Source organism: Cognatiyoonia sp. IB215446, assembly GCF_033963825.1.
Lineage (GTDB): Bacteria > Pseudomonadota > Alphaproteobacteria > Rhodobacterales > Rhodobacteraceae > Yoonia.
In genome coordinates, this window is sequence record NZ_JAXBMD010000002.1 from 1208409 (window position 1) to 1230078 (window position 21670).

Consider the following 21670-nt stretch of genomic DNA (forward strand, 5'->3'; position numbering starts at 1 on the left):
CCAGATCGCGCCGTACAACGACAAAGGGAAGGCCGACTATGATCAGAGACCTGTTCAGCTTGTCAGCACTCTCTATCACACCAACCGCGTGGCGAGTATTGGTGGCAGCGGTACATCACAGAAACCAGTGCCGCAAGCAAGTCAGTATTGAGATTGGCCTCAGGCAAGGTTTGGCGCGTTTTGCCCGCCAAGCTGAGGAAGCGTTAACGCACCCGCTGTCTGGGCAATCGGGAATGATTCTCAAATGAGTTGGCCGCCTCTTGTTGGGTAGCACGCTCATGTTGCTGAACTCGCATCACGAGTTTTTGGCGGTTTTGTATGGTAGGGGCGTGTTTGAAGGCATGGCAATCAAAACTCCATATTCTTACGTGCCATCTCAGCCTAAGATATCACAACTCGCAACGACAATGGCCCTAGGGGCGATTGCTGACTGAAAAAACCTTTGACAACGGTTACCTGTTTTTGAGAGCGCTTGTCATGTTTGACGGGTTTCTTTGAGTACGCCAGTCGTAAACGTATCCTGATGCACTGCGCAACGTTTGGCAGCACCGTAGCGCTCCCACAAATCACCGTCTTGCCGTGTTTGGTTGCATCTTGGCATACTGCCGAATACGACTCCGGACGCCAGATCAGACCCGCCAGAACAGCCTTGGAAGAAAGCGCGGCCGGCCATCTCGCAAGCCGCATTTCGATCGACATCTTAACATTGTGCAAAGATCTACAAACGAAGTGGCTGAGCTGACGAAGAACTGCCTTACCGACATGTGCGTAAGTGTACTCTCGGTAGTTTTCAGCCTCATCGACGAACCTGTCACTTTTGTCGTTCAGCATCACCACGAGAGAGTAACCGATCTCGCGATAATGCGAGCGTTCAGATGCTGACAGGTCAAGACAGCTATAACCGGGTCCATCTTCATTGCGCTGCTTACATCGACCAGTCCGTAAGCTTGCGGGCAAACCTCAGGACCCACTACCCAAGCATCCTCCAACTTCACAGCCGACAGCGACCCGACCGACCTACCGCTGGAAACATCCTGCGTTGGGCATGCGGTGTGTCAGGCTAATTCCTCCAGCAGTTCACTGACTCCGTTTGAACCCGGCTTGGGTCAGAGCAGGAGCAACACCTCCGTCCGCATGACCAATGACTACAGTCGGCTCTCTCCAGCAGGTACTCTAACCCACACCTCGACCCGGCGATTGCTCGCACGTCCCTCTTCGGTGTCGTTGCAATCAAGGGGCATTTGTTCACCGAAGCTCAGGGATCGAATACGTGGGACATCATAGGTTTTGCCTGCAAGTTCGGCCTCGAGAACCGCTTGAACGGTCTCAGCCCGCCTTTGCGCGAGGGCCGTGTTTTGCGCAGGGTCGCCAATGTTGTCAGCAAATCCGACGAGCAATACCTCAAGACCTTCAAACTGATTGTCGCGCAGTCGCAACACCATGTCCTTGATGTTTTCTACCGACTCCGTATCCAACACGCTTGACCCATAGGCAAACCGGAACGTTGTTGACAGCCGATCAGCATAGCGCAATTCGCGCAACATCTGTGAGAACTGGCCGCCCCTGAAATCGGGTTCGACAACCGCATTGTGGATGAGCGCTACCCCAAGGTCCTGGATTCGCATGCGTTGCAATTGCGCGCTGGCGAACCCGGCATCAGAGATGCTGATCTGTGCTGCATTTGTCTGCGACCAAGCAAGGATATCGTTCGCCACGGGATGCAGCGTGTCGCTGTCAGCATACGCAATCACCGGGTTGGCGAACGGATAGTTTTGGATGCGAATATCAAAATCGGTTGGTTGCGCGATCAAGCCACACACCTTGCGCGATGCAACCATTTCCGCCCCGCCGCGGATCGCGTGAGCCCGGTCAACAAAACCAACCGCAGCCGGGTCGTTGCGGACTGCGCTGATCATGTCCTCAATGCTCTTGTGAAGAACAATGTCACTGCCACCACCCGAGGCAATTCGGGTCGGCCCTTGCCCGAACAGGGGTGTATCGGGCAGATTGCCTGTCTCCGACACAAGGTGTCGTGCGATTTGCCGGGTGCCACCACCCAATGTCTCCCAAGTGGTCATGCCGCCAGACCAAATCTCGGCCATCTCTGCATTGCTGAGATCGCGGATCGGATTGTCGTCACCCACGATCATGACATTGGCGTCATAGGCCATCTGCAGCACTGTATCGATGCGCCCTGCGAAACCATCAAAGCTATCTTCACCCAATGGCTGATTGACGATGCCGAAACCACCGCTCCACATCTCGGAGGCTGGAATTGCATTCGTCGCAAAAAGGGAAATCTCTGCGGTGACCAGGCCAGTGTCGCTGTCGATCAACTTGATCAACTGACCCTCATCCGATTCCGGACCAAACTGATACTTGAGATCATGCGCGCGGGCATATCCGCGCAAAAGTTCGGGCATCAGGAAGCGGGCTGTATTGTCGTTGGCAAAGACGCTGAAGGTTGGATCGTAAATATCCACCTCGGGGCATGCCGTACCTTCGCAGCGGAATTGCTGGCCGTTGATCTGCAATTGCCCAAGATCGGTTTCGATGATGTAGCGATTGCCGGAGAACGCGATCAGCTCACCTTGAAGCGTGTAGTCCTCGTCAATCCCGACCAAGCGAATGGACCGGTCTTCCGTAACTTCGTCCTTTTCGAGGCTGGGGCAGCCCGCGCCGGAACATTCCACCAGGCTTGCATCGATGAACAACTCGCTCTGGAACGCGGTCGAGATCACATAAACCTCGTCCTCGTACCGCATCATTATGCCATGGATTTCGACCGTTCCATCCCGCGCCGTCAAAACAACGCTTTTGTCGCCTTCCGCAAACGCCAACGGAGCGCCAGCGAATGATGCCAGACAAAAAGCAGCGGCATAACGGATCGGGTGCGCCTGGTTCGGCGCATGGGCATTTTTGACGGAAGAGTGCATCGCGTGTCCCTCGTAAGGTGATATGTGGCAGATGAACCGGATTTACTCACAACGTCGTACTCTTGGTGGCCATGCGTCGTCACATCGCCGGCGCATGCCCCGGAACATCCGGGCCATGCTTCCCCAGCACTAACTTGCCGAGGTTGATGCGGCGTAAAGACCGACCGCCTCATTCATCTTTTGCAGCAAAAGCTCAGTGTCGCGCGCGAGGCTTGAGAGTTCCCGATCCGAGATCGGGTCACCGTCTGCGGCCCGGTCCATGACCACGCGAATTGGTTGCCAAAGCTCTGACACTTCGCGCAGGGTTTGCGAGATTTCAGTTGTTGGTGGGGCAATCACACCAATGTCGCCAAAACCGTCCTGGAGTGCCAGCAAGGAGGAATCGAACAGCTCAACCGCGTTGGCCAGACTATCTGCGTAAACGGTTGGGTCTTCTGCTTCTCGCATCAAGCAAACGTTTTTCACAGCCAGCTGTGTAAGCATGCGTTGCCGACCAGCAATATCGATGGTGATTGCAAGACCAAGGTCCAGGTTTTCTGAGCCCTCAGCCCACGCCCGGGCCGTCTTGTAGACAGCTATGTTCATGAACTTCAGAACGTCGAGGCCGGTTTCGTCCATCACCGCAAGATCAGCGTATTCCACATACGCCTCATCGATCCCTTTTTCCGCGATGATCATGTAGGTGGCCCAATGTGGGTCAACACGTTGAAGCGCGCTGATTACGTCAGAATGCGTCTCTGGCCCGAGCCGCATGCTCGGATCACCATCACGCAAAGCTACATCTGTGCGGGTGAACAGTTCGTAGGCCTGCGTCAACTGATCATAAGCAGCGGTCGCATCAATATCCTGAGCCATCAAACATGCGGCTTTGGTCATCCGCTGCGACAACATGCGCTGGCGCCCGGCGACGTTAATGCGGACCGACGGATCGTCAGAGGAGACCGCCGCGCTCTGCGCAGATGCGACCGCCGGGGTCAACAAGGCTGTGCTCAGCAATCCTGCGCTGATGAGGGTTCTTAACATGGGTGTTCTCCGTTTCGTTCCTGTACCGACGACGGCACAGTGCGTTTGTTCAAATCTGTAAGGCAGTTCAGGCGCCATAAAGCCCGACCGCCTCGTTCATGGTGCGCAGCAAAGGCTCGACATCAATGGCAAGACGGCCCAGGTCCTGCGTCGACAGGGTGCCGGTTTTCGCGGCATCGGTCAGTCTTGCCTTGATGGGTCGCCAAAGGTCGGCAACCTCTGCCAGTTTGCGAGCAACTTCGGGGTTTGGCGGGGCAATGATGCCGGCCGTTGGATGCCCTTCACGCAGGGCATTGAGCGAGCGTTCAAACAGATCGATTGTGTCGTAAAGCCGCTCTGCCTGTTGTTCAGGTGCTGCCGCAACCTGCATCAGACATGCCTCTTTCACGGCACGTTGGCTGAGCATGCGTTGCCGACCAGCGACGTCAACGGTGACCGCAAGGCCCAGCGACACTTTCGGGGCCGCTGCAGCATGTGATTGTGCTGTCACAAAGACGGCGTGGTTCAGCTCCCGCAACAGATCAAGCGCAGCATCATCCAACGCGGCAAGCTCTGCAGTGGTGATTTCAGCATTGTCGATGCCGTTTTCGATGACGAGCCGGTAGATCGACCAAGGCCGGTCTGCCTGCCTTTGCACCTCTAAGACAGGCGTGTACGTCTCCGGCGAAAGCCCAAGCGCAGCATCGCCATCGCGCAAGGCCCGCGATGATCCGACAAACAGATCATACGATTGCGTGAGTTGGTCAAAGGCGGAGGTTGTGTCGATGTCTAATGCCATCAGGCATGCCGCTTTCACCATCCGCTGGCTCAGCATCCGTTGACGCCCGGCGATGTTGACGCGCAGCACAGCCTCTTCGGCGCCTACGGTGGTGCCATCGGCAAATGTGCCTTGCGGCATGACACCCATGCTCATCAAAGCAAGTACCTTCAGCAGCGAGCTTCTTCTCATTCAGTTATCTCCTGCATGCGCCATGGCGGCATGGTCGCGTGAATTGGTTTACACAATCTTAACAGGTACACGACGCTTACGTTAACGTCATGGTTGTTTCCTCAACAAAACGAAATTTGGGGCTGAAGCAGACATGCTTCAACACTCGAAGGGCGCATTGGAAAGGGATATTCTACAACCGGCAACTGGTTATGCGATACGCATGCGGTGTCAGTTCTTGTGAGTCAACGTTTGTCTTTTGGCGTTTCCGCAAGGGAAGGCAGAATCTGTTGTAATTCGGAACCAACAGGTTGCGCTTTCAATAAGAGAGTGGCGTTGAAATGATCATTTTTGATGCAGGTCGCAAAAACATTGGGCGAATGCGCGGCTGGCCCCGCACCTCACGGAACCAAACCTTGATCGCTGCGAAGTGGTCCGTTTCCCTCGAAAACGCAGGACATCTAGGGTTCCGACGCGGTTTGACGTGTGACTGGTCCGAGAGATGTCGCTGTCCGTCAACAGACCGGGCAGTACACGGCGGGGCAAAATCCCGGGAGGCTACTGCGCTGGTTTGACCCGCGCTCCGACGACGCCCTCCTCGCGGTCAACCATTGGTGAAAATTGAATGGGGACCGAAAATGAAGACGTTTATCACGACAACGGCAATCGCATTCTGCCTGGCAACCGGCGCTTCTGCGCAAGAGAAGACTGAGTTCCGGGTCGCATGGTCGATCTATGTGGGCTGGATGCCATGGGGGTATCTGGAAGACAGCGGGATCATGGATAAGTGGGCCGACCGCTATGGCATCGATGTCGAGATCGTGCAGATCAACGATTATGTCGAGTCGATCAATCAGTACACGGCGGGCCAGTTTGACGGTGTGTCGGCGACCAACATGGACACGCTGTCGATCCCCGCGGGTGGCGGCGTTGATACCACGGCCCTGATCGTCGGCGACTATTCCAACGGCAATGATGCAGTCATTATCAAAGGCGACGGGGACTTGAGCAGTTTGGCGGGCAAGCCCGTGAACCTCGTGGAGTTGTCGGTCTCGCACTATTTGCTGGCGCGCGGGCTGGACAGTGTGGGCCTGTCAGAGGCTGACCTCGACGGTGTAATCAACACCTCCGACGCGGACATGATCGCGGCCTTTTCAACGGATGAGGTTGAGGCGGTGGTCACATGGAACCCGCTTGTGTCAACCATTCTGGAAGACCCCACCGCCACCAAACTCTTTGACAGCGCCGATATCCCCGGTGAGATCATCGACCTGATGGTGGTGAATACCGAGACGCTCGCTGCTAACCCGGATTTCGGCAAGGCACTGGTCGGCGCATGGTACGAGGTCATGGGACTTATGGCGGCAGGCGATGAAGAGGTTCTAAGCGCCATGGCCGAAGCGTCAGGCACTGACCTCGCCGGTTATCAGGCACAGCTTGCCTCGACCGAAATGTTCTATGATCCGGCGGAGGCCGTGGCCTTCACCGCAAGCCCCGAATTGCCTGCGACTATGGTCAGCGTGGCGGAGTTCCTCTTCGACAAGGGGATCCTGGGCGAAGGCGCGCCATCGGCGGATTTTGTGGGCGTTGCCTATCCTGACGGGACGATCACCGGCGATCCGAACAATGTGATGTTCCGCTATGTCACGACCTATATGCAAATGGCCGCCGATGGCAGCCTCTGACAAAGCAACGCAGCCCCGGACCTGATCCGGGGCCCTTGCCCCATGCGCCTGATCAACATCAAACCGGGCCGTCCGCTGGCCGTTTTTTTGGCTCTGCTTCCTTTCGCGGCGGTGTTCATCGCATATGCGATCGGGTCCGAAATCCGGCTTGCGGCCAACCCGTCAGACAAGCTCTTGCCCGCGCCGTCCACGATTGGCGAGACCGCATGGCGGCTGATGACGGAGCCTGACCGCCGCAGCGGACGGGTGCTGTTCTGGCATGACACATGGGCCAGTCTGAAACGGCTGGGTCTGGGGATCGGAATATCTGCCTTGATCGGTCTGGTCGTGGGGTTACTCATCGGGCTCTTGCCGGTTGTGCGCAGCTTTATGGCACAATTCGTTGCGGTGCTGTCGATGATCCCGCCTTTGGCACTGCTGCCGATCCTCTTCATCATCTTCGGCCTTGGCGAGTTGTCCAAGGTTGTGCTGATCGTGGTGGGCACCCTGCCCTTCATCATCCGCGACCTGAGCCAACGTGTGCTGGAAGTCCCGCAGGAATTGCTGGTCAAAGCGCAGACACTTGGCGCCTCAACATGGGTCATCGCGATCCGCGTCGCGCTGCCGCAAGTGATGCCGCGCCTCATCCAAGCGGTGCGCCTGTCGCTGGGTCCCGCATGGCTTTTCCTGATCGCGGCAGAGGCCATCGCCTCCGATTTGGGGCTTGGTTACCGCATCTTCCTCGTCCGCCGCTTCCTCGCCATGGATGTGATCCTGACCTACGTGATCTGGATCACGATCCTCGCCTTCCTGATGGATTGGCTTCTGCGCTGGACCTCGCGCCGGTTCTTCCCTTGGGCGGAGGATGGGCTATGAGCTTTGTTGCCGTCACTGATGTCTTCCAAAGCTATGGCCAGCGTCCGATTATCGAGCGGATCAATGTCGCGGTCGATGAGGGTGAGTTCATCTCCATCGTCGGGGCGTCGGGTTGCGGCAAATCCACATTCCTGCGGCTGCTACTGGCGCAGGAACGGCCCTTGCGCGGGGAAATCCGCATTGACGGCGCGCCTCCCGCTCAGGAACCGGGTTTGGAACGCGGCATTGTGTTCCAAAGGTACTCAGTCTTCCCGCACATGACGGTCCGCGAAAACGTTGTTGCTGGCGAATGCTTTCGCAAACCATGGGGGCGGTTCTTTGGGGCAGAACGCAAGGCGGCTCGCGCGCGCGCCGATGAGACTCTGGACCGCTGCGGGCTCGATCATGTGGCCGAACAATACCCCGCCACCTTGTCAGGCGGGATGCAGCAGCGCCTTGCTATCGGGCAGGCACTTGCCGCTAAGCCCCGCATACTGCTGCTCGATGAACCCTTTGGGGCGCTGGACCCCGGAACGCGCCTGTCGATGCATGAATTTCTGCAGGACCTCCGGACGGAAACCGGCATGACCGTCTTTATGGTCACCCATGATCTGGAAGAAGCGTTCAAGCTCGGCGACCGAGTCCTTGTCTTCGACAAGCCTCGCTGGGATCCGCATGATCCGAACGCCTATGGCGCGACGATCACCTATGATTTTGATGCACGTGATGGTGGTATTCCGTTTCAGCGATTGCGAGAAACAGGCATGACCATTGCGGAGGGCCTTTGAATGGCAGAGATCATCGAAATCACCATCACCTATCACGAAGCAGACGTTGCCAGAGATGCAGCCAGAGATTTGGTCACACGTCGCCTCGCGGCCTGTGTCCATATCGCAGGGCCGGTTGAGAGCGTGTTCCGCTGGGACGACGCGATCCAGATCGAACCCGAATGGCGCCTGACGGTAAAAACGCAGAGGCCTCTCGCCCAGGATGTGGCCGATCATCTGATCGAAAGTCACCCATACGATTTGCCCGGACTTGTCTTTCACCCCTGCGATTGCCAGCCGGCTTTCGCCGCATGGGTCGCAGCCGAAACCGCGACGCCCGACCTCACCAAAACCGCAAAAGATATCTAAGGAGCACCCGATGCCCGTCTTGCCCCATCACCGCACGCGATCTCATCACCCCGCCGATTTGCACCGGGATGAGCGGCGCCATCACCACCCGGACCTGACCAAGCTGCAGGGCTGGAAGGCGCTGCAGGCCGAGAAAGAGATCCCCGGCAGCGGTTGGGCGCAAGAGCGGCAATGGGCGTTGCGCATGGGGCTGACCGGCGCGGATTCGATTGAAGACAAGTCGATCCCCACATTCGCGCGCGGTGAGCTGCCGCATTACGCAGGCATCAACACCTTCCTGAAGGCACCCTATGCCGAAGATGTCACCGAGGTGAAGGATTACGATGCCACCGTTCTCGGCATCCCATTTGACGGCGGCACGACATACCGCGCGGGCACGCGGTTTGGACCTCAGGGCGTACGCAAGATTTCGGCGCTTTATACGCCCTACAACTACGAAATGGCGATTGATCTGCGCGAGCAGATGACGCTTTGCGATGCGGGAGATGTGTTCACGATCCCCGCCAACATCGAAAAGACGTTCGACCAGATCAGCCGCGCGGTCAGCCACGTTGCATCATCAGGTTCTCTACCCATCATGATTGGCGGCGACCATTCTATCGGGTTTCCTTGTGTACGTGGCATCGCGGAATGTACGTCGAAGAAGATCGGCATCGTGCATTTCGACCGCCATGCCGATATTCAGGAGAAGGATCTGGATGAACGGATGCACACCACGCCATGGTTCCATTCGACAAACTTGCCGAATGTCCCTGCCAAAAACCTCGTGCAGGTCGGCATCGGCGGCTGGCAGGTTCCGCGCGACGCGGTCAAGGTCGCGCGGGATCGCGAAACCAACATCATCACCATGTCAGACATGGAGAAGATGGGCGTCGAGAAGACCGCCGAAATGGCGCTGGAAATGGCCTGGGACGGGGTCGACATGGTCTATATGTCATTTGACATCGACAGCATTGATTGCGGATTTGTCCCCGGTACCGGCTGGCCCGAACCGGGCGGGTTCCTGCCACGCGAGGCTTTGAAACTTGCCTCCATGGTCGCGGCCGAGGGGATCTGCGGCATGGAACTCGTCGAAGTCGCCCCGCCTTATGATCAATCCGAAATCACAGCCCTGATGGGGACACGTGTGATTGTGGATGTGCTCGGGTCTCTTGTTGCGTCCGGCAAGCTTGGCGCCCACAAGCAGCACATCGACAAACCGGTCGAGATCCCGCACGGCGAATTTGAAGGAAAACGCTGGTCCAATGCCAAGTGACGATACGACCGCTAGGGGTCGCACACTATCCGAAGAGCTGAACCCCGGCATGGAAGCAGCAATTGAGGCGCGCTATGGCCATCTGGTGCCCGGCATGGCGGAAGGCGTGGTGGATTTCGCCTACGGCCGCCAATACGCCCGCCCCGGCCTGCCGCTGCGCGACCGCTATCTTGCGACCATTGCCGCACTAACGGCACTTGGCGGCCAGACTGCACCACAGCTGAAAGTGAACATCGCCGGGGGCCGGAAAGCGGGCCTGAGCCAGCAGGAGATTGGTGAGGTGATCTGGCAGATGGCGCTTTATGGCGGGTTTCCCGCAGCCATCAACGGGCTGAACGCCGCGCTTGAGGTGTTTGCCGAAGAAGAGGAAAAAGATGCCCCATGATATCGTGAACGGCCATATCGGCCACAACCACAGCCATGGCGACCACCTGCACAGCCACATGCCCGATGCAGATAAGGCCGAGGAATTGCAGGTGCTGACCACGCAGTTCATCGACGGCTTTGTCGCGGCGAAAGATAAGATGTCTTACCTGCGTCTCGCCGGGGTTCCGTTGCAGATTGACGCGCCTGATGGTGGACCGACCATGAAGCTGGTTGATGTCCAACTGACCACCGAATGGCAGGTGGGGACTGCCTCTCCCTCGTTTGGGTCGCAGGAACTGTCTTATCTACCCTATCCTGGCGATATGGTGACGGAGCGGACGAACATGGGCTTTGTCTATGTCTCTCTCCGCGCAAAACAGATCAACGATTTGCGCAGTTTTCTGCAGCACCACCCCGCGGCCAGCGAAGCATCGTGATTGCCATCACTGTGTCGTGCCCCGACTCTGGGTCAAGGCGCGCCCTATGATCCCCGCCAAATGGAAAGGCAGATAAGTGGTTGTAAGCCGAACTTGGCCTTGCAGACACCGACTTGGTGAAACACACTGATCGTATGCAGCCTCGCCCCTCGTTCCTTGTCTTCTCTGATCTTGACGGCACCCTGCTTGATCACACGACTTACAGTTGGGACGCCGCAAGATCGGCGCTGGAGCGGCTGGCACGATTGGACATCCCGGTCATTCTGGCAACAAGCAAGACGGCAGCTGAAACCACCTTGCTGCAACAAGAGATGGGCTTAACCCGTTATCCGGCGATTGTGGAAAACGGTGCGGGTATTGCGGGTCTCGACGGCGTTACCTCGCGGAATGCACATGAATACAAAACGCTATGCGCCATAGTTGATGGAAGTCCAGCCCAATTGCGCACTTCATTTGTGGGTTTTGGAGATATGTCTGTCGAAGAGGTCGCACAGATCACCGGCCTCTCGCCTGAGGCCGCGTCACGTGCCAAAAGCCGCGACTTCTCCGAACCCGGCCTGTGGTCCGGTAGCGCGGCGGACAAGGATGCGTTTTTGTCCGAACTCTCCGAACATGGGGTCACGGCGCGCGAGGGTGGACGATTTTTGACGCTGTCATTTGGAAAGACAAAGATGGACGGCATGCGGGATGTCATGCGGCAGTTTCGTCATCCGCGATCTATCGCACTGGGCGATGCCGCTAACGATATCGAGATGCTGGAAAGTGCGGATTTCGGTGTGATCGTGGCCAACCGTCATCACGCCCCCCTGCCCGCTCTCTCTGGCGAAGAAACCGGCGAGATCACACGCACGGATGAGCCCGGACCCGCAGGCTGGAACACCGCGATCAACGCGTTTCTCGACCGTCACGCAGTACCGATGAAAGGCTGACACATTGGTTGATTTTCACCAGAACGGGAATATCGCAACCCTACACAATCTGCGGACCCGGACGCTCGCCGATCTCACGCATGAGCTGGAGGTTTTCGCTCCCACGCGGAAAATCTCGCTGGTTTTACCTTGTCTCTATTCCGAGCTTGAGACCGAGGCGATGCCTCGCATCCTATCGGAACTGGCTGAGGTCAAATACCTGCACCGTATCGTCATCGGCCTTGACCGCGCGGATGAGGCACAGTTTCGGCATGCCCGCCAGTTCTTTGCCGCACTCAACCAGAACCACACCGTCATCTGGAACGACAGCCCGCGTATGAAAGCGCTGGAGGCGCGGTTGGACAAAATCGGCCTCGCCCCCGCCGAAAGTGGCAAGGGCAAGAATGTCTGGACGTCCATGGGTTATCTGATCGGGTGTCAGGACAGCGCCGTCATGGCGATCCATGATTGCGACATCACGACATATACCAACGAACTCCTGGCGCGGCTGGTTTATCCGGTCGCCAATCCCGGCTTTCCCTATCAGGTGGCTAAGGGTTATTACGCGCGGATCGGCAATGACAAGCTGAACGGGAGGGTGACGCGGCTTTTGGTCAGCCCGCTCCTGATCGCGCTCAAACGGGTGATCGGTGATCGTGACTACATCGATTACTTGCGCAGTTTCCGTTATCCGCTGTCGGGCGAGTTTGCGATGCGCACGAATATCCTGCCGGATTTGCGCATCCCCTCCGATTGGGGGTTGGAGATTGGTGTTCTGTCGGAAGCGTGGCGCAACCTTGCCCCCAAAGCCGTCTGCCAGGTCGAGATCGCCGACAGCTATGACCACAAACACCAGACGGTGAGCCCCGACGATACGGATGCCGGTCTCAACCGGATGTCTGCGGATATCTGCAAGGCGGTGTTCCGTAAACTCGCGGCAGACGGCACAGTCTTCACGCAGAACACGTTCCGCACGCTCAAGGCCACCTATTATCGCATCGCGCTGGACCTGCTTGAGGCATACTATACGGACGCGAAAATGAACGGCCTGCGCCTTGACCGGCACGCCGAAGAAGCGGCGATTGAGCTTTTCGCCGAAAGCATCATGCGTGCTGGCCAGATCTTCCTCGACCGCCCGCATGAAACGCCTTTCATCCCAAGTTGGAACCGCGTGCATGCGGCTGATCCCGATTTCCTGCGCGAGATGCATGATGCGGTCGCTGCGGATGCAAAAGAATTCGCGCCGACTGGTACCATCTGAGTCCTAGAGATCACCGCCTTCATGTCAAAAGGGCGCCCGCTTTTCCCAGAATTGGTGAAAGCCGCCCCCTGTGCTACCTAAAGGACACCAGAGGAGGAGAATACCAGCACGAAATCACGAGCAGTTTGTCACATATATCCAAGGGAGGAGCTATTATGAGTATGCGTTTACCCAGAGGACAATCCGCATCAGTTTTTGCGATGATTGCCTCGGCAGCGACCTTTGCGTCAGCCGTCACCGCAGATACAAGCCCCAATACCAGCAGCCTGCAGCACTCTATCGTGCTCGAAGGTTTGTCGGACCCGTGGGACATGGCCTTTCTGCCGGATGGCACCATGCTGTTTACTGAAAAATGTCAGGGCCTGTCCGTGCGCCTGCCGGACGGGTCGGTGAACGCCCTTTTGGGCATGACCAATAGCACCGGATACGCCGAGACCGCTGATGACCTTTTTTGTGAAGGACAGGCGGGAATGAATGGCGTGGCCTTTGATCCTGCATTTGACGAAAACCGGCTGATCTATGTCTATTCGACATCCAACCTGTCATCCCCACCCAGCAACCGTGTGATGCGCCTGACGTTAAGCGAAGATTTCGCATCCGTCTCAGACCGGACCGACATCATCGATGACATCCCCTACAAAGAGGTTGCCACGGATCATCCATTTGGCGGTCCAGGTGCGCATAATGGCGGGCGCGTGCGGTTCAATCCGTCTGACGGTTTCCTTTATGTGACAACCGGCGACACGCATAATGGTGAGGTGCCGCAAAGCCCGAGCCTTTTGGGCGGCAAGGTGCTGCGCGTTGACAGCGATGGGAATGCGGCGGATGGCAATAACGCGCCCGACGGCTTTGACCCGCGCATCTACACCTATGGGCATCGCAACATTCAGGGCATCACGTTCCATCCCGAAACGGGCATCCCCATCGTGGCCGAACACGGGCCCTGGCACTCCGACGAGATCACGGTTCTTGATCCCGGGGGAAATGGCGGCTGGGACCCCCGGCCCAACATCGCGGATCGTGGCGACTGTCCCGACAATTACTGCGGCTACATGCCCAATCAGATGGATGGGATGAACGCCTTTGAACGCGCGTCCTTCATGCCGATGACCGACACCGGCACATATCCTGAAGCGATGCCGCCCATTTGGAACAACAATGGATTGTCACAGGGCATGTCCTCCGCCGAGTTCCTGAGTGGCGAGGCCTGGGGTGCATGGGACGGTAACTTGGTTGTTGGCATCATGGGCATTGGCTTTGGCGGTACGCCCATCGGGCAGCGGATCGATGTTATCGAACTGTCCGATGATGGGCGATCCGTTTTCGACGTGACCGAGATGACGTTGCCCATGGAGCCGGGGCGTTTCCGGTCGCTGGTCCAAGGGCCGGATGGCGCGCTCTACGCGGCTGTGGATGAAGGTGAGATACATCGCCTTGACCCGAACTGATCCATTTGGAGACGCGCCGTTTTCCTGCGGCGCGTCGCTGCTTTAGTGCCCGGTATTGCTGATCCAGCGGCATTGATAGGGGGCAAGTGTGATATCGCCCGTGCCGATATGATCCCCAGACAATAGGTCTATCCAGGTCAGATCGGCGATGAGGTTCAGGGCGCTGTCGGGGATCGTGACCGTCTCCGCGCTGACATTGTGCAGCGCAAAGATCGACTGATGCCGATCCAGACTTTGCCGCCAAAGGCCAAAGACACGCTCATCTTCCATCGGAAATGTAAACTGGGTGGCATTGGGGTGGAACGCGGCCTGTTCCTTGCGCAATTGCAGGCGCATCCGCATTTGCGACATGACTTGCGCTTGCATACTGCCCGGATTTGCCAGGCGCTGGCGCAGGTCGTCGTAATCCCAGCGATGCCGGTTGATCGCGCGGTTCATGCCGCGCTTTTCGACGCTCGCATGATCATTGGACGTCGCCAGCAATGAGTGAATGTAAAAGGCTGGAATACCTTCCAGCGACATCACAATGGTCTGTGAACAGATAAAGCGCGCCAGGTGGTAGTCATCAGGGCCGTGAACCGTTTCGCTCATGGCCTCAAAGAAGGTCGTGTTCAGCTCATAAGGCGCCTCGCCTCCGTCAGGCAGCGCCCGCATCGAGACAAGGCCACCGATCTTGCGCACCAGATCGATGACCGTCTTCTGATCATCCGCTGACAGCAGACCCTCCGCCGGGCGCATGCCGATCCCGTCATGGCTGGCCGTGAAGTTGAGATAGGCGCAGCCCAAAGGGGCCGGCGGCATCGCGCGCTGCCACTTGGCCAGATGCTTGGCCGTTCCCGTCATCATCGCATGCAGGATCAAGGGCGGCAGCGGGAAGTTGTAGATGACATGCGCCTCGTCCCGCTCGCCGAAATAGCTGAGATTTTCAGCCTTCGGCACATTCGTCTCAGTCAGCAGTACAACCGGCTCCATCGCGTAATCGCAAAGCAACCGCATGAGCTTCACGATGGCATGGGTCTGTGGCAGGTGGATGGAGGGCGAGCCAACCTCTTTCCAAAGGAAAGCCACCGCATCCAGCCGGATGATCTGCACCCCATTGTCGATATGCAGCCGGATGATCCGCAGGAATTCCAACAAAACCTCCGGGTTGCGGAAGTCCAGATCAATCTGGTCATGGCTGAACGTGCACCAGACATGGCGCGGACCGTTGATCGTCTCGACTTCCTGCAGGAGTGGCGTGGTACGCGGGCGCACAACCATATCGAGGTCATCATCAGGCGAGGCCTCGAAGAAGAAGCGATCATAAGGCGTCTGTCCCTGACGGTACGCATTAAACCAGCGCCCCTGGCTCGAAACATGGTTGAGCACCAGATCAGACATGAGTTTAAACTCGCCCGCAATGCGGTTGATGTCTGTCCAATCGCCCAGTTGCGGGTTCACCGCGCGGAAATCCGACACGGCAAAGCCGTCATCGGACGTAAAGGGAAAGAACGGCAGGATATGGACCCCGTTCAACACCCCCTTCAAGTTTCCGAGGAGAAAATCATAGAGCAGATCCAAAGGCTTATGCACACCATCGCGCAACGTATTGCCGTAGGTGATCAAAAGCGCGTCCGATTGCGACCACATCGTATTGCCGGGCACCCTGCCCCGCTTCCGGCGGCGCGCGCCTTCGGGCCAAAACGCCTCAATCACCTTTGTGGCCAGAATATCGGTATCAATCTCCGGGTAGAGAAACGCCAGATAAGGCTTGAGCAAGCGACTGAATGCCGTCGATTTCTCTTTGGTGTCGGTGACTTGGTCCATGGGCAGAGACAAGCACGAAAAATCCGCCCGGACAAACCATAACACCCGCCCGTGAAATACGACGCATGCGTGAATTGATACGTTTGCCACTTTTCTGAGCGGCACACCCGCGAAAAATCGCCACTCGACGGCCATGCCTACAACTTTTGCAACCACGCCCTACATGTGACGGAAGGGCATGCGGCAATAAGGGACCCGCTCATGGCGATTTCATTGTCAAAGGGACAAACGATCAGCCTGAACAAGGTCAGCGACAATCTCAATCATCTTCATGTTGGTGTCGGATGGGATCCGGCCATTCCGAAAGGTTTGATTGCCCGGCTCACAGGACCGAAGGAAATTGACCTTGACGCTTCGGTCATCACCTTTGACCAAAAGAAAGAACCGACCGGCATTGTCTATTTTGGCAAACTTGAGTCACCTGACGGGGCGATCAAGCATATGGGTGACAACCTCACCGGGGATGGCGACGGCGATGATGAGGTGATCGCGGTGGATCTGACCCGTCTTGATGACACCACAGAAACACTTGTTTTCTTTGTCAATTCCTATCAGGGGCATACCTTCGAAGAGGTCGATAATGCCTATTGCAGGGTCACGGATGCCGATAGCGGACAGGAGTTTTGCCGTTATACGCTCAGCGACAAGGGAGCCCATACCGGGGTGGTCATGGCAATCCTGTCGCGCAATGCGGGCGATTGGCAGATCAAGGCGGTGGGTATGCCGGGTGTGGGGCGCACCGCCGACCAGCTTGTTCCCGACGCCTTGCGCCATATCTAGCCTTGCTGAGAGCTCAAAAAACCATGACCCAACATGATGGAGAGGCGTGATGAAACGATTTGCCGAAATGGCGGCGAGGCCTCGATCATGTTCGCGCCAACAGGCGAAAAAGCATCAACTTGATGCGGCAAGAGCACGCCGGTTTGGGCAAAGCGGATCGGATGTTGCATCCGCGCAGGACAAAAGGTTAGGGCATTGGCAGGCGGCAAGAACGCATCGCAGAGGCGGCCGGGATCAGGGAAGGGGTATCACCATGTTGCAGAGTGCGACGCCAGACGGCGCCATGGCCAAACACGTTCTTGGTGAGGCCACTCACCCCGTGACAGCATCCACCCTCTGATCAGGAAGCAAGCTCTTGGAACTTCCCAACTACGACCTGTTCGTACTGGCGGCTGGCGCCATCATGTTTGGCCTTTTCCTGCTAATCAAAGGCGGGGATTGGACGATTGAGGCGGCGGTCTTTATCGCCGAACGCACGGGGCTGTCACCGCTTTTCATTGGTGCCACGATCATCTCGTTCGGAACATCTGTGCCAGAGCTTTTCACCTCGGTGAATGCGAACCTCACCGGCTATCCGGGTATCGCGCTGGGTAATGTCCTTGGATCGAATATCGCGAATATCCTGCTTGTTCTGGGGGCAACGGGTATCGTCTTTCACGTCGAAGGCAAGGCAAAGGACCTCATGAAGGACCTTGTTATGATGCTCTTGGCGACGGCCATTCTGGTCTACGGCATGATGACCGGCATCTTCTCGTTCCTGCTGGGCCTGATCATGTTCGGCATTCTGGTAGCTTTTGTCGGCTATCAATACGCGACAAACACGCTCGTGCTGGAAGAAGACGATGACGACGATGCAGCGGGCGGCATCGCAACGATAGGCATGGCGCTTTTGATCCTTTTGGGTGGTCTGGCCGCCCTTGCGCTTGGCTCTGAAATGCTGGTGAAGGGGGCCGTTGTCACAGGCACCATCATTGGGGTGCCAGATGCGATTATCGGGCTGACCGTTGTGGCCTTCGGCACCTCCCTGCCCGAGCTTTCCACCTGCATCGCAGCTGCGCGCAAGCATTCCGTCGGTCTGATCCTGGGAAACATCATCGGCTCTAACACCTTTAACATCCTGTCCATCATCGGCCTCACGGCAATCGTCAAACCGCTTGAGGTTGATCCGGTTCTGGCAGGTGTTCAGATGTGGGCGGTGGTTACGGTGACATTGGGTTTCGTGGTCTGGATGCTGGCGGTTGGCAAGATCACACGGGTCGTAGGCTATGTAATGGTGACCGCATATATCGGCTTTGTGGCGGCCCAATATCTTGTGCCCAAGATGATCGCCTAACTGGACTGCGGAAATCTCTGACGGCCCGTTTGCATCCTGACTGTCAGCGCCTATACCAAGTGCGAAACTGACATGAAGGACCCTGCCCGTATATGAGCACTTCAGAAATTGGCCTGATCGGCCTTGGCACAATGGGCGCGGCCCTGGCACTAAACATCGCGGATAACGGCTTTGACATCGCCGTCTGGAACCGGACCACCTCCACAACCAAGCGGTTCAAAGACGATGCAGGTGCGCTTGCCTCAAAGATTACCGCGACTGAGACACTTGAAGAACTGGTACAGGCCATCAAGAAACCGCGTGCCATCATTCTGATGGTGCCTGCGGGACAAGCCGTTGATGATCAGATCGCGGCTCTCCGCCCGCTCCTTGACGATGACGACGTGATCATCGATGCGGGCAATGCGAACTTTCACGACACGAACCGGCGCGCTGCGGCGGACGAAGGGCCGTTTCTGGGCATCGGCGTTTCAGGCGGCGAGGAAGGGGCGCGCTTTGGCCCGTCTATCATGGGCGGCGGGAAACGCGCCCATTGGGATCGCGTCGCACATATCCTGACGGCCATCTCGGCCAAGCATCAGGGCACCCCCTGCGCCACCTGGATGGGTGAGGATGGGGCGGGTCACTTCGTCAAGGCCGTCCATAACGGTATCGAATATGCCGATATGCAGATGATCGCAGAGATCTACGGGATGATGCGTGACGGTCTTGGCATGAGTGCGGCAGAGGTGGGTGATGTATTTGCCAAGTGGGACAAGGGTTCGCTCAAATCCTACCTTATCGAGATTTCGGGCAAAGTGGCTCACACCACTGACCCCGAAACCGGCAAACCGATGCTGGATGTCATCGTTGATGCGGCAGGCCAAAAAGGTACAGGGCGCTGGACGGTGATTGAGGCACAGCACCTCGCAGCGCCCATCCCTGCGATCGAGGCCGCTGTTGTCGCCCGCAACCTGTCTTCACAGCGCGACAATCGCGCGCTGGGCGAAGAGACATTCGGCGCGGCACCGCACCGGCTTGCCCATGACATGATGGCAACCGAAACGCTGGAACAGGCGCTGATCGCGGGCAAGATCATGTGTTATGCGCAAGGTTTTGAGATGATCAGCAAGGCGTCCGAGGAGTTTGGCTGGGCCCTGCCCCTGCCCGAGATCGCGAAGGTCTGGCGCGCGGGTTGCATCATCCGGTCGGCGATGCTCGACGATATGGCCACAGCTCTTGCCGCAGATGCGAAAATGAACCTCATTTTTGCTCCGCTATTTTCAGAAAAAATCAAGAAAACACATAATGCGCTCAGGCAGGTCGTCGCGCAAGGCGCACTACATGGCATCGCGATGCCCGCGCTCTCATCTGGGCTTGCCTATTTCGATGCAATGCGCACGGCGCGCGGCGCCGCCAACATGATCCAAGGACAACGGGACTTTTTCGGTGCCCACGGCTTCGCCCGCATCGACGGTGGAGAGGGACATCATGGGCCTTGGGGTAACGGATCAAAGGGATGAACGTGGCTGCAGTTTGCTGAGCAAGCTTAGCCGACATTGGTCTGGTTAAGGCTTCTTTCAAATCTCCAAACCTCCAACGGGAATGTGCCTGTCGATGTGTCGAGATCGACGACTTCCGGGCCAGCGTTGACCCAACCCGACTTTTCATAGAAACGCGCTGCCCTCTGGTTTCCAACCGCGCATGCAAGCCAAGCCCTGTTGTGCCCATTGGTCCGAATGCGGTTCTCTGCATCGCTCATCAGAGCTTGGGCGACACCTCTACCCCGCGCTTTTTGGGAGACATACATCTGATATAGTTCGTCTTCCTTAACAATACTGAAGCCGAGCACTGTACCCGCATTTATTGCAACACGCGTGTTATCAAGATTGTCAGCAGTGCGTTGGATGAAGCTCTTGGTCGTGCGCAACTCGCATAGTCTTTGAGGCACAATTCCATTGTGAGCGTCGTGCCAACCACTTTCCCAGATCGCACAAATCTGTTCAGCCTGCTGGTCTGTCGCGATTTCGACCGAAAAATCCATCCACCAACGCTATGTTCAAGTCACCGTGGACGCAACCAGCCCATCGGGCCCAAGAGTGTGCCCTCGAACTTACGACCGATCACAAGCGCGGAACCAGCCCATTTCAGTTATCCTAAGGCGTACCCTGCCCCACGCACGGTCCTTACAGGGTCGCTGCCGCCATGCTGGGTCAGCACTTTGCGCAAACGTCCCACATGGACATCCACGGTGCGTGTATCCACATAAATGTCACGCCCCCAGACCCGGTCGAGCAACATGTCGCGTGACCAGACGCGGCCAGGTTTTTCCATGAATGTGGTGAGCAGGCGAAACTCTGTCGGGCCGAGTTTCAGTGGGTTGTCGTTGCGCGTCACCCTGTGGGTTTCTGCATCAAGCACGATGTCGTCAAATGTCAGCACCTGCCCCACTGTCGCCGGACGCACGCGGCGCAATTGCGTGCGCACACGGGCCATCAGTTCGGACACGGAATACGGTTTGACGACGTAATCGTCGGCACCGGTCTCAAGGCCGCGTACCTTGTCCACTTCCTCTGACCGGGCCGAGAGCATGATGATCGGGATCGCGCGCGTCTCTGGCTTGATCTTCAGCCTCCGACATACCTCAATCCCCGACAGGTTCGGCATCATCCAGTCGAGCACGATCACATCCGGCGTGTCTTCATCAACACAAATCATCCCCTCTTCGCCGTTTTCCGCGCGGGTCACGCGGAACCCCTCGGCTTCGAGATTGTATGCCAGCACTTCGCGTTGTGCGGCTTCGTCTTCCACAATCAAAACATGAGGTTGTTGTGCCATTGGTCTTAGCTCGGGTCAGTCACGTATGCCGTTTTGTCACCTTTTGGGCGTGCTTCGTCAGGCAGTTCGCCGGATACCAGATAGATTACCTGTTCGGCCATATTGGTCGTCAGGTCGCCCATCCGTTCGATATTCTTCGCCATGAAATGCAGATGCATGCATGAGGTGATGTTGCGCGGATCTTCCATCATGAAAGTCAGAAACTCGCGGAACAGCGCGTTATACATCTGGTCCACTTCGTGGTCGCGCTGCCGGACGTCTTCGGCCAGATCGATATCGCCGCGCAAGTAAGCGTCAAGCGTGTCTTTCAGCATCGCCTCAACCTCACGCGCCATCCGGCGCAAAGCGGCGTCGGACCCGCTGACCGGGCTCATCTCGACCAGCACGCTGGTGCGCTTGGCGATGTTTTTCGCATAATCGCCGATCCGTTCCAGCGACGCGGCCAGGCGAAGCACTGTAAGAATGGACCGCAAGTCCTTAGAAACGGGCGCACGCAAGGCGATGGTGCGTGCCGCCTCTTCATTGATCTGCTCTTCCAACTGATCAATGGCGCGGTCACCGGCACGGACTTCCTCGGCCAGTTCCACGTCACGTTCGGCCAGCGATTTCGCCGCTTTCAATATCGCCTCTTCGACCAGACCGCCCATCTTCATGATGAGGGTCGTGATCCCCTCAAGATCGCGGTCATAGGCCGATGAAATATGTTGTTCGTTCATC

At 57.3% G+C, this 21670-nt stretch carries 20 protein-coding genes and 1 riboswitch; of the genes, 13 read left to right on the top strand and 7 right to left on the bottom strand.

Annotated elements, in window-relative coordinates:
- Positions 1–1145 precede the first annotated feature (1145 nt).
- From SLH49_RS13465 to SLH49_RS13475, 3 genes are all read right to left on the bottom strand, one after another.
- Positions 1146–2936, bottom strand: a complete 1791-nt coding sequence (locus SLH49_RS13465; protein ID WP_320269644.1) for a phosphate ABC transporter substrate-binding/OmpA family protein — start codon at positions 2934–2936, stop codon at positions 1146–1148.
- Positions 2937–3065: 129 nt separating this feature from the next.
- Positions 3066–3959 (bottom strand): type IV pili methyl-accepting chemotaxis transducer N-terminal domain-containing protein, encoded by an 894-nt coding sequence (locus SLH49_RS13470; RefSeq protein ID WP_320269645.1) that lies wholly within the window; start codon positions 3957–3959, stop codon positions 3066–3068.
- Positions 3960–4026: 67 nt separating this feature from the next.
- Positions 4027–4908: a type IV pili methyl-accepting chemotaxis transducer N-terminal domain-containing protein gene (locus SLH49_RS13475; protein ID WP_320269646.1), complete on the bottom strand. Its 882-nt coding sequence runs from the start codon at positions 4906–4908 to the stop codon at positions 4027–4029.
- 429 nt (positions 4909–5337) lie between these two features.
- Positions 5338–5446, top strand: a riboswitch (guanidine-I (ykkC/yxkD leader).
- A gap of 79 nt (positions 5447–5525) precedes the next feature.
- On the opposite strand from SLH49_RS13475, the gene SLH49_RS13480 reads away from it, so the two are divergent.
- The 10 genes from SLH49_RS13480 to SLH49_RS13525 all read left to right on the top strand — a co-directional run bounded on the left by SLH49_RS13480 (position 5526) and on the right by SLH49_RS13525 (position 14217).
- The gene (locus SLH49_RS13480; protein ID WP_320269647.1) at positions 5526–6572 is read left to right on the top strand and encodes a putative urea ABC transporter substrate-binding protein; all 1047 of its coding nucleotides are present in this window, start codon (positions 5526–5528) and stop codon (positions 6570–6572) included.
- A 42-nt stretch (positions 6573–6614) separates the two neighbouring features.
- The gene (locus tag SLH49_RS13485; protein WP_320269648.1) at positions 6615–7427 is read left to right on the top strand and encodes an ABC transporter permease; all 813 of its coding nucleotides are present in this window, start codon (positions 6615–6617) and stop codon (positions 7425–7427) included.
- Positions 7424–8194: an ATP-binding cassette domain-containing protein gene (locus SLH49_RS13490; protein WP_320269649.1), complete on the top strand. Its 771-nt coding sequence runs from the start codon at positions 7424–7426 to the stop codon at positions 8192–8194. The genes SLH49_RS13485 and SLH49_RS13490 overlap by 4 nt, the downstream gene beginning before the upstream one ends.
- Complete coding sequence (cutA, locus tag SLH49_RS13495) at positions 8195–8542, top strand: divalent-cation tolerance protein CutA (protein ID WP_320269650.1); 348 nt, start codon at positions 8195–8197, stop codon at positions 8540–8542. It begins immediately after the preceding gene.
- A gap of 10 nt (positions 8543–8552) precedes the next feature.
- The gene (locus SLH49_RS13500; protein WP_320269651.1) at positions 8553–9797 is read left to right on the top strand and encodes an agmatinase family protein; all 1245 of its coding nucleotides are present in this window, start codon (positions 8553–8555) and stop codon (positions 9795–9797) included.
- Positions 9787–10182 (top strand): carboxymuconolactone decarboxylase family protein, encoded by a 396-nt coding sequence (locus SLH49_RS13505; protein WP_320269652.1) that lies wholly within the window; start codon positions 9787–9789, stop codon positions 10180–10182. Before SLH49_RS13500 ends, SLH49_RS13505 begins: the two co-directional genes overlap by 11 nt.
- Positions 10172–10600 (top strand): hypothetical protein, encoded by a 429-nt coding sequence (locus SLH49_RS13510; protein ID WP_320269653.1) that lies wholly within the window; start codon positions 10172–10174, stop codon positions 10598–10600. Before SLH49_RS13505 ends, SLH49_RS13510 begins: the two co-directional genes overlap by 11 nt.
- A gap of 134 nt (positions 10601–10734) precedes the next feature.
- Entirely contained in the window at positions 10735–11529 is a 795-nt protein-coding gene (locus SLH49_RS13515) for an HAD-IIB family hydrolase (protein WP_320269654.1), read from the top strand.
- 4 nt (positions 11530–11533) lie between these two features.
- Positions 11534–12769: a glycosyl transferase gene (locus tag SLH49_RS13520; protein ID WP_320269655.1), complete on the top strand. Its 1236-nt coding sequence runs from the start codon at positions 11534–11536 to the stop codon at positions 12767–12769.
- Positions 12770–12924: 155 nt separating this feature from the next.
- Positions 12925–14217, top strand: a complete 1293-nt coding sequence (locus SLH49_RS13525; RefSeq protein ID WP_320269656.1) for a PQQ-dependent sugar dehydrogenase — start codon at positions 12925–12927, stop codon at positions 14215–14217.
- A 42-nt stretch (positions 14218–14259) separates the two neighbouring features.
- Here SLH49_RS13525 and SLH49_RS13530 read toward each other — a convergent pair whose 3' ends face one another.
- The gene (locus tag SLH49_RS13530; protein WP_320269657.1) at positions 14260–16023 is read right to left on the bottom strand and encodes a sugar phosphorylase; all 1764 of its coding nucleotides are present in this window, start codon (positions 16021–16023) and stop codon (positions 14260–14262) included.
- Positions 16024–16224: 201 nt separating this feature from the next.
- Between SLH49_RS13530 and SLH49_RS13535 the strand changes: the two genes are divergently transcribed.
- The 3 genes from SLH49_RS13535 (at position 16225) to gndA (ending at position 19638) form a co-directional block, all read left to right on the top strand.
- Positions 16225–16803: a TerD family protein gene (locus SLH49_RS13535; RefSeq protein ID WP_320269658.1), complete on the top strand. Its 579-nt coding sequence runs from the start codon at positions 16225–16227 to the stop codon at positions 16801–16803.
- Positions 16804–17158: 355 nt separating this feature from the next.
- Positions 17159–18136 carry a calcium/sodium antiporter gene (locus tag SLH49_RS13540; RefSeq protein ID WP_320269659.1) on the top strand — a complete coding sequence of 326 codons (978 nt, stop codon included), beginning with the start codon at positions 17159–17161 and terminating at the stop codon, positions 18134–18136.
- Between the two features lie 92 nt (positions 18137–18228).
- Positions 18229–19638, top strand: a complete 1410-nt coding sequence (gene gndA, locus SLH49_RS13545) for an NADP-dependent phosphogluconate dehydrogenase (RefSeq protein WP_320269660.1) — start codon at positions 18229–18231, stop codon at positions 19636–19638.
- 26 nt (positions 19639–19664) lie between these two features.
- Here gndA and SLH49_RS13550 read toward each other — a convergent pair whose 3' ends face one another.
- From SLH49_RS13550 to phoU, 3 genes are all read right to left on the bottom strand, one after another.
- Entirely contained in the window at positions 19665–20159 is a 495-nt protein-coding gene (locus tag SLH49_RS13550) for a GNAT family N-acetyltransferase (protein WP_320269661.1), read from the bottom strand.
- 107 nt (positions 20160–20266) lie between these two features.
- Positions 20267–20953 (bottom strand): phosphate regulon transcriptional regulator PhoB, encoded by a 687-nt coding sequence (gene phoB, locus SLH49_RS13555; protein WP_320269662.1) that lies wholly within the window; start codon positions 20951–20953, stop codon positions 20267–20269.
- 5 nt (positions 20954–20958) lie between these two features.
- A complete protein-coding gene (gene phoU / locus SLH49_RS13560) occupies positions 20959–21669 on the bottom strand; it encodes a phosphate signaling complex protein PhoU (protein ID WP_320269663.1) in 711 nt (236 codons plus the stop codon).
- Between the last annotated feature and the right edge of the window lies 1 nt (position 21670).

Bases quoted from the DNA above. Each gene is read 5' to 3' on its own strand.
- SLH49_RS13490 (WP_320269649.1), top strand. From the start codon at position 7,424: ATGAGCTTTGTTGCCGTCACTGATGTCTTCCAAAGCTATGGCCAGCGT.
- SLH49_RS13500 (WP_320269651.1), top strand. From the start codon at position 8,553: ATGCCCGTCTTGCCCCATCACCGCACGCGATCTCATCACCCCGCCGAT.
- SLH49_RS13485 (WP_320269648.1), top strand. From the start codon at position 6,615: ATGCGCCTGATCAACATCAAACCGGGCCGTCCGCTGGCCGTTTTTTTG.
- SLH49_RS13465 (WP_320269644.1), bottom strand. From the start codon at position 2,936: ATGCACTCTTCCGTCAAAAATGCCCATGCGCCGAACCAGGCGCACCCG.
- SLH49_RS13510 (WP_320269653.1), top strand. From the start codon at position 10,172: ATGCCCCATGATATCGTGAACGGCCATATCGGCCACAACCACAGCCAT.
- phoB (WP_320269662.1), bottom strand. From the start codon at position 20,953: ATGGCACAACAACCTCATGTTTTGATTGTGGAAGACGAAGCCGCACAA.
- phoU (WP_320269663.1), bottom strand. From the start codon at position 21,669: ATGAACGAACAACATATTTCATCGGCCTATGACCGCGATCTTGAGGGG.
- SLH49_RS13470 (WP_320269645.1), bottom strand. From the start codon at position 3,959: ATGTTAAGAACCCTCATCAGCGCAGGATTGCTGAGCACAGCCTTGTTG.
- cutA (WP_320269650.1), top strand. From the start codon at position 8,195: ATGGCAGAGATCATCGAAATCACCATCACCTATCACGAAGCAGACGTT.
- SLH49_RS13535 (WP_320269658.1), top strand. From the start codon at position 16,225: ATGGCGATTTCATTGTCAAAGGGACAAACGATCAGCCTGAACAAGGTC.
- SLH49_RS13475 (WP_320269646.1), bottom strand. From the start codon at position 4,908: ATGAGAAGAAGCTCGCTGCTGAAGGTACTTGCTTTGATGAGCATGGGT.
- SLH49_RS13480 (WP_320269647.1), top strand. From the start codon at position 5,526: ATGAAGACGTTTATCACGACAACGGCAATCGCATTCTGCCTGGCAACC.
- SLH49_RS13550 (WP_320269661.1), bottom strand. From the start codon at position 20,159: ATGGATTTTTCGGTCGAAATCGCGACAGACCAGCAGGCTGAACAGATT.
- SLH49_RS13525 (WP_320269656.1), top strand. From the start codon at position 12,925: ATGAGTATGCGTTTACCCAGAGGACAATCCGCATCAGTTTTTGCGATG.
- SLH49_RS13530 (WP_320269657.1), bottom strand. From the start codon at position 16,023: ATGGACCAAGTCACCGACACCAAAGAGAAATCGACGGCATTCAGTCGC.
- SLH49_RS13505 (WP_320269652.1), top strand. From the start codon at position 9,787: ATGCCAAGTGACGATACGACCGCTAGGGGTCGCACACTATCCGAAGAG.
- gndA (WP_320269660.1), top strand. From the start codon at position 18,229: ATGAGCACTTCAGAAATTGGCCTGATCGGCCTTGGCACAATGGGCGCG.
- SLH49_RS13515 (WP_320269654.1), top strand. From the start codon at position 10,735: ATGCAGCCTCGCCCCTCGTTCCTTGTCTTCTCTGATCTTGACGGCACC.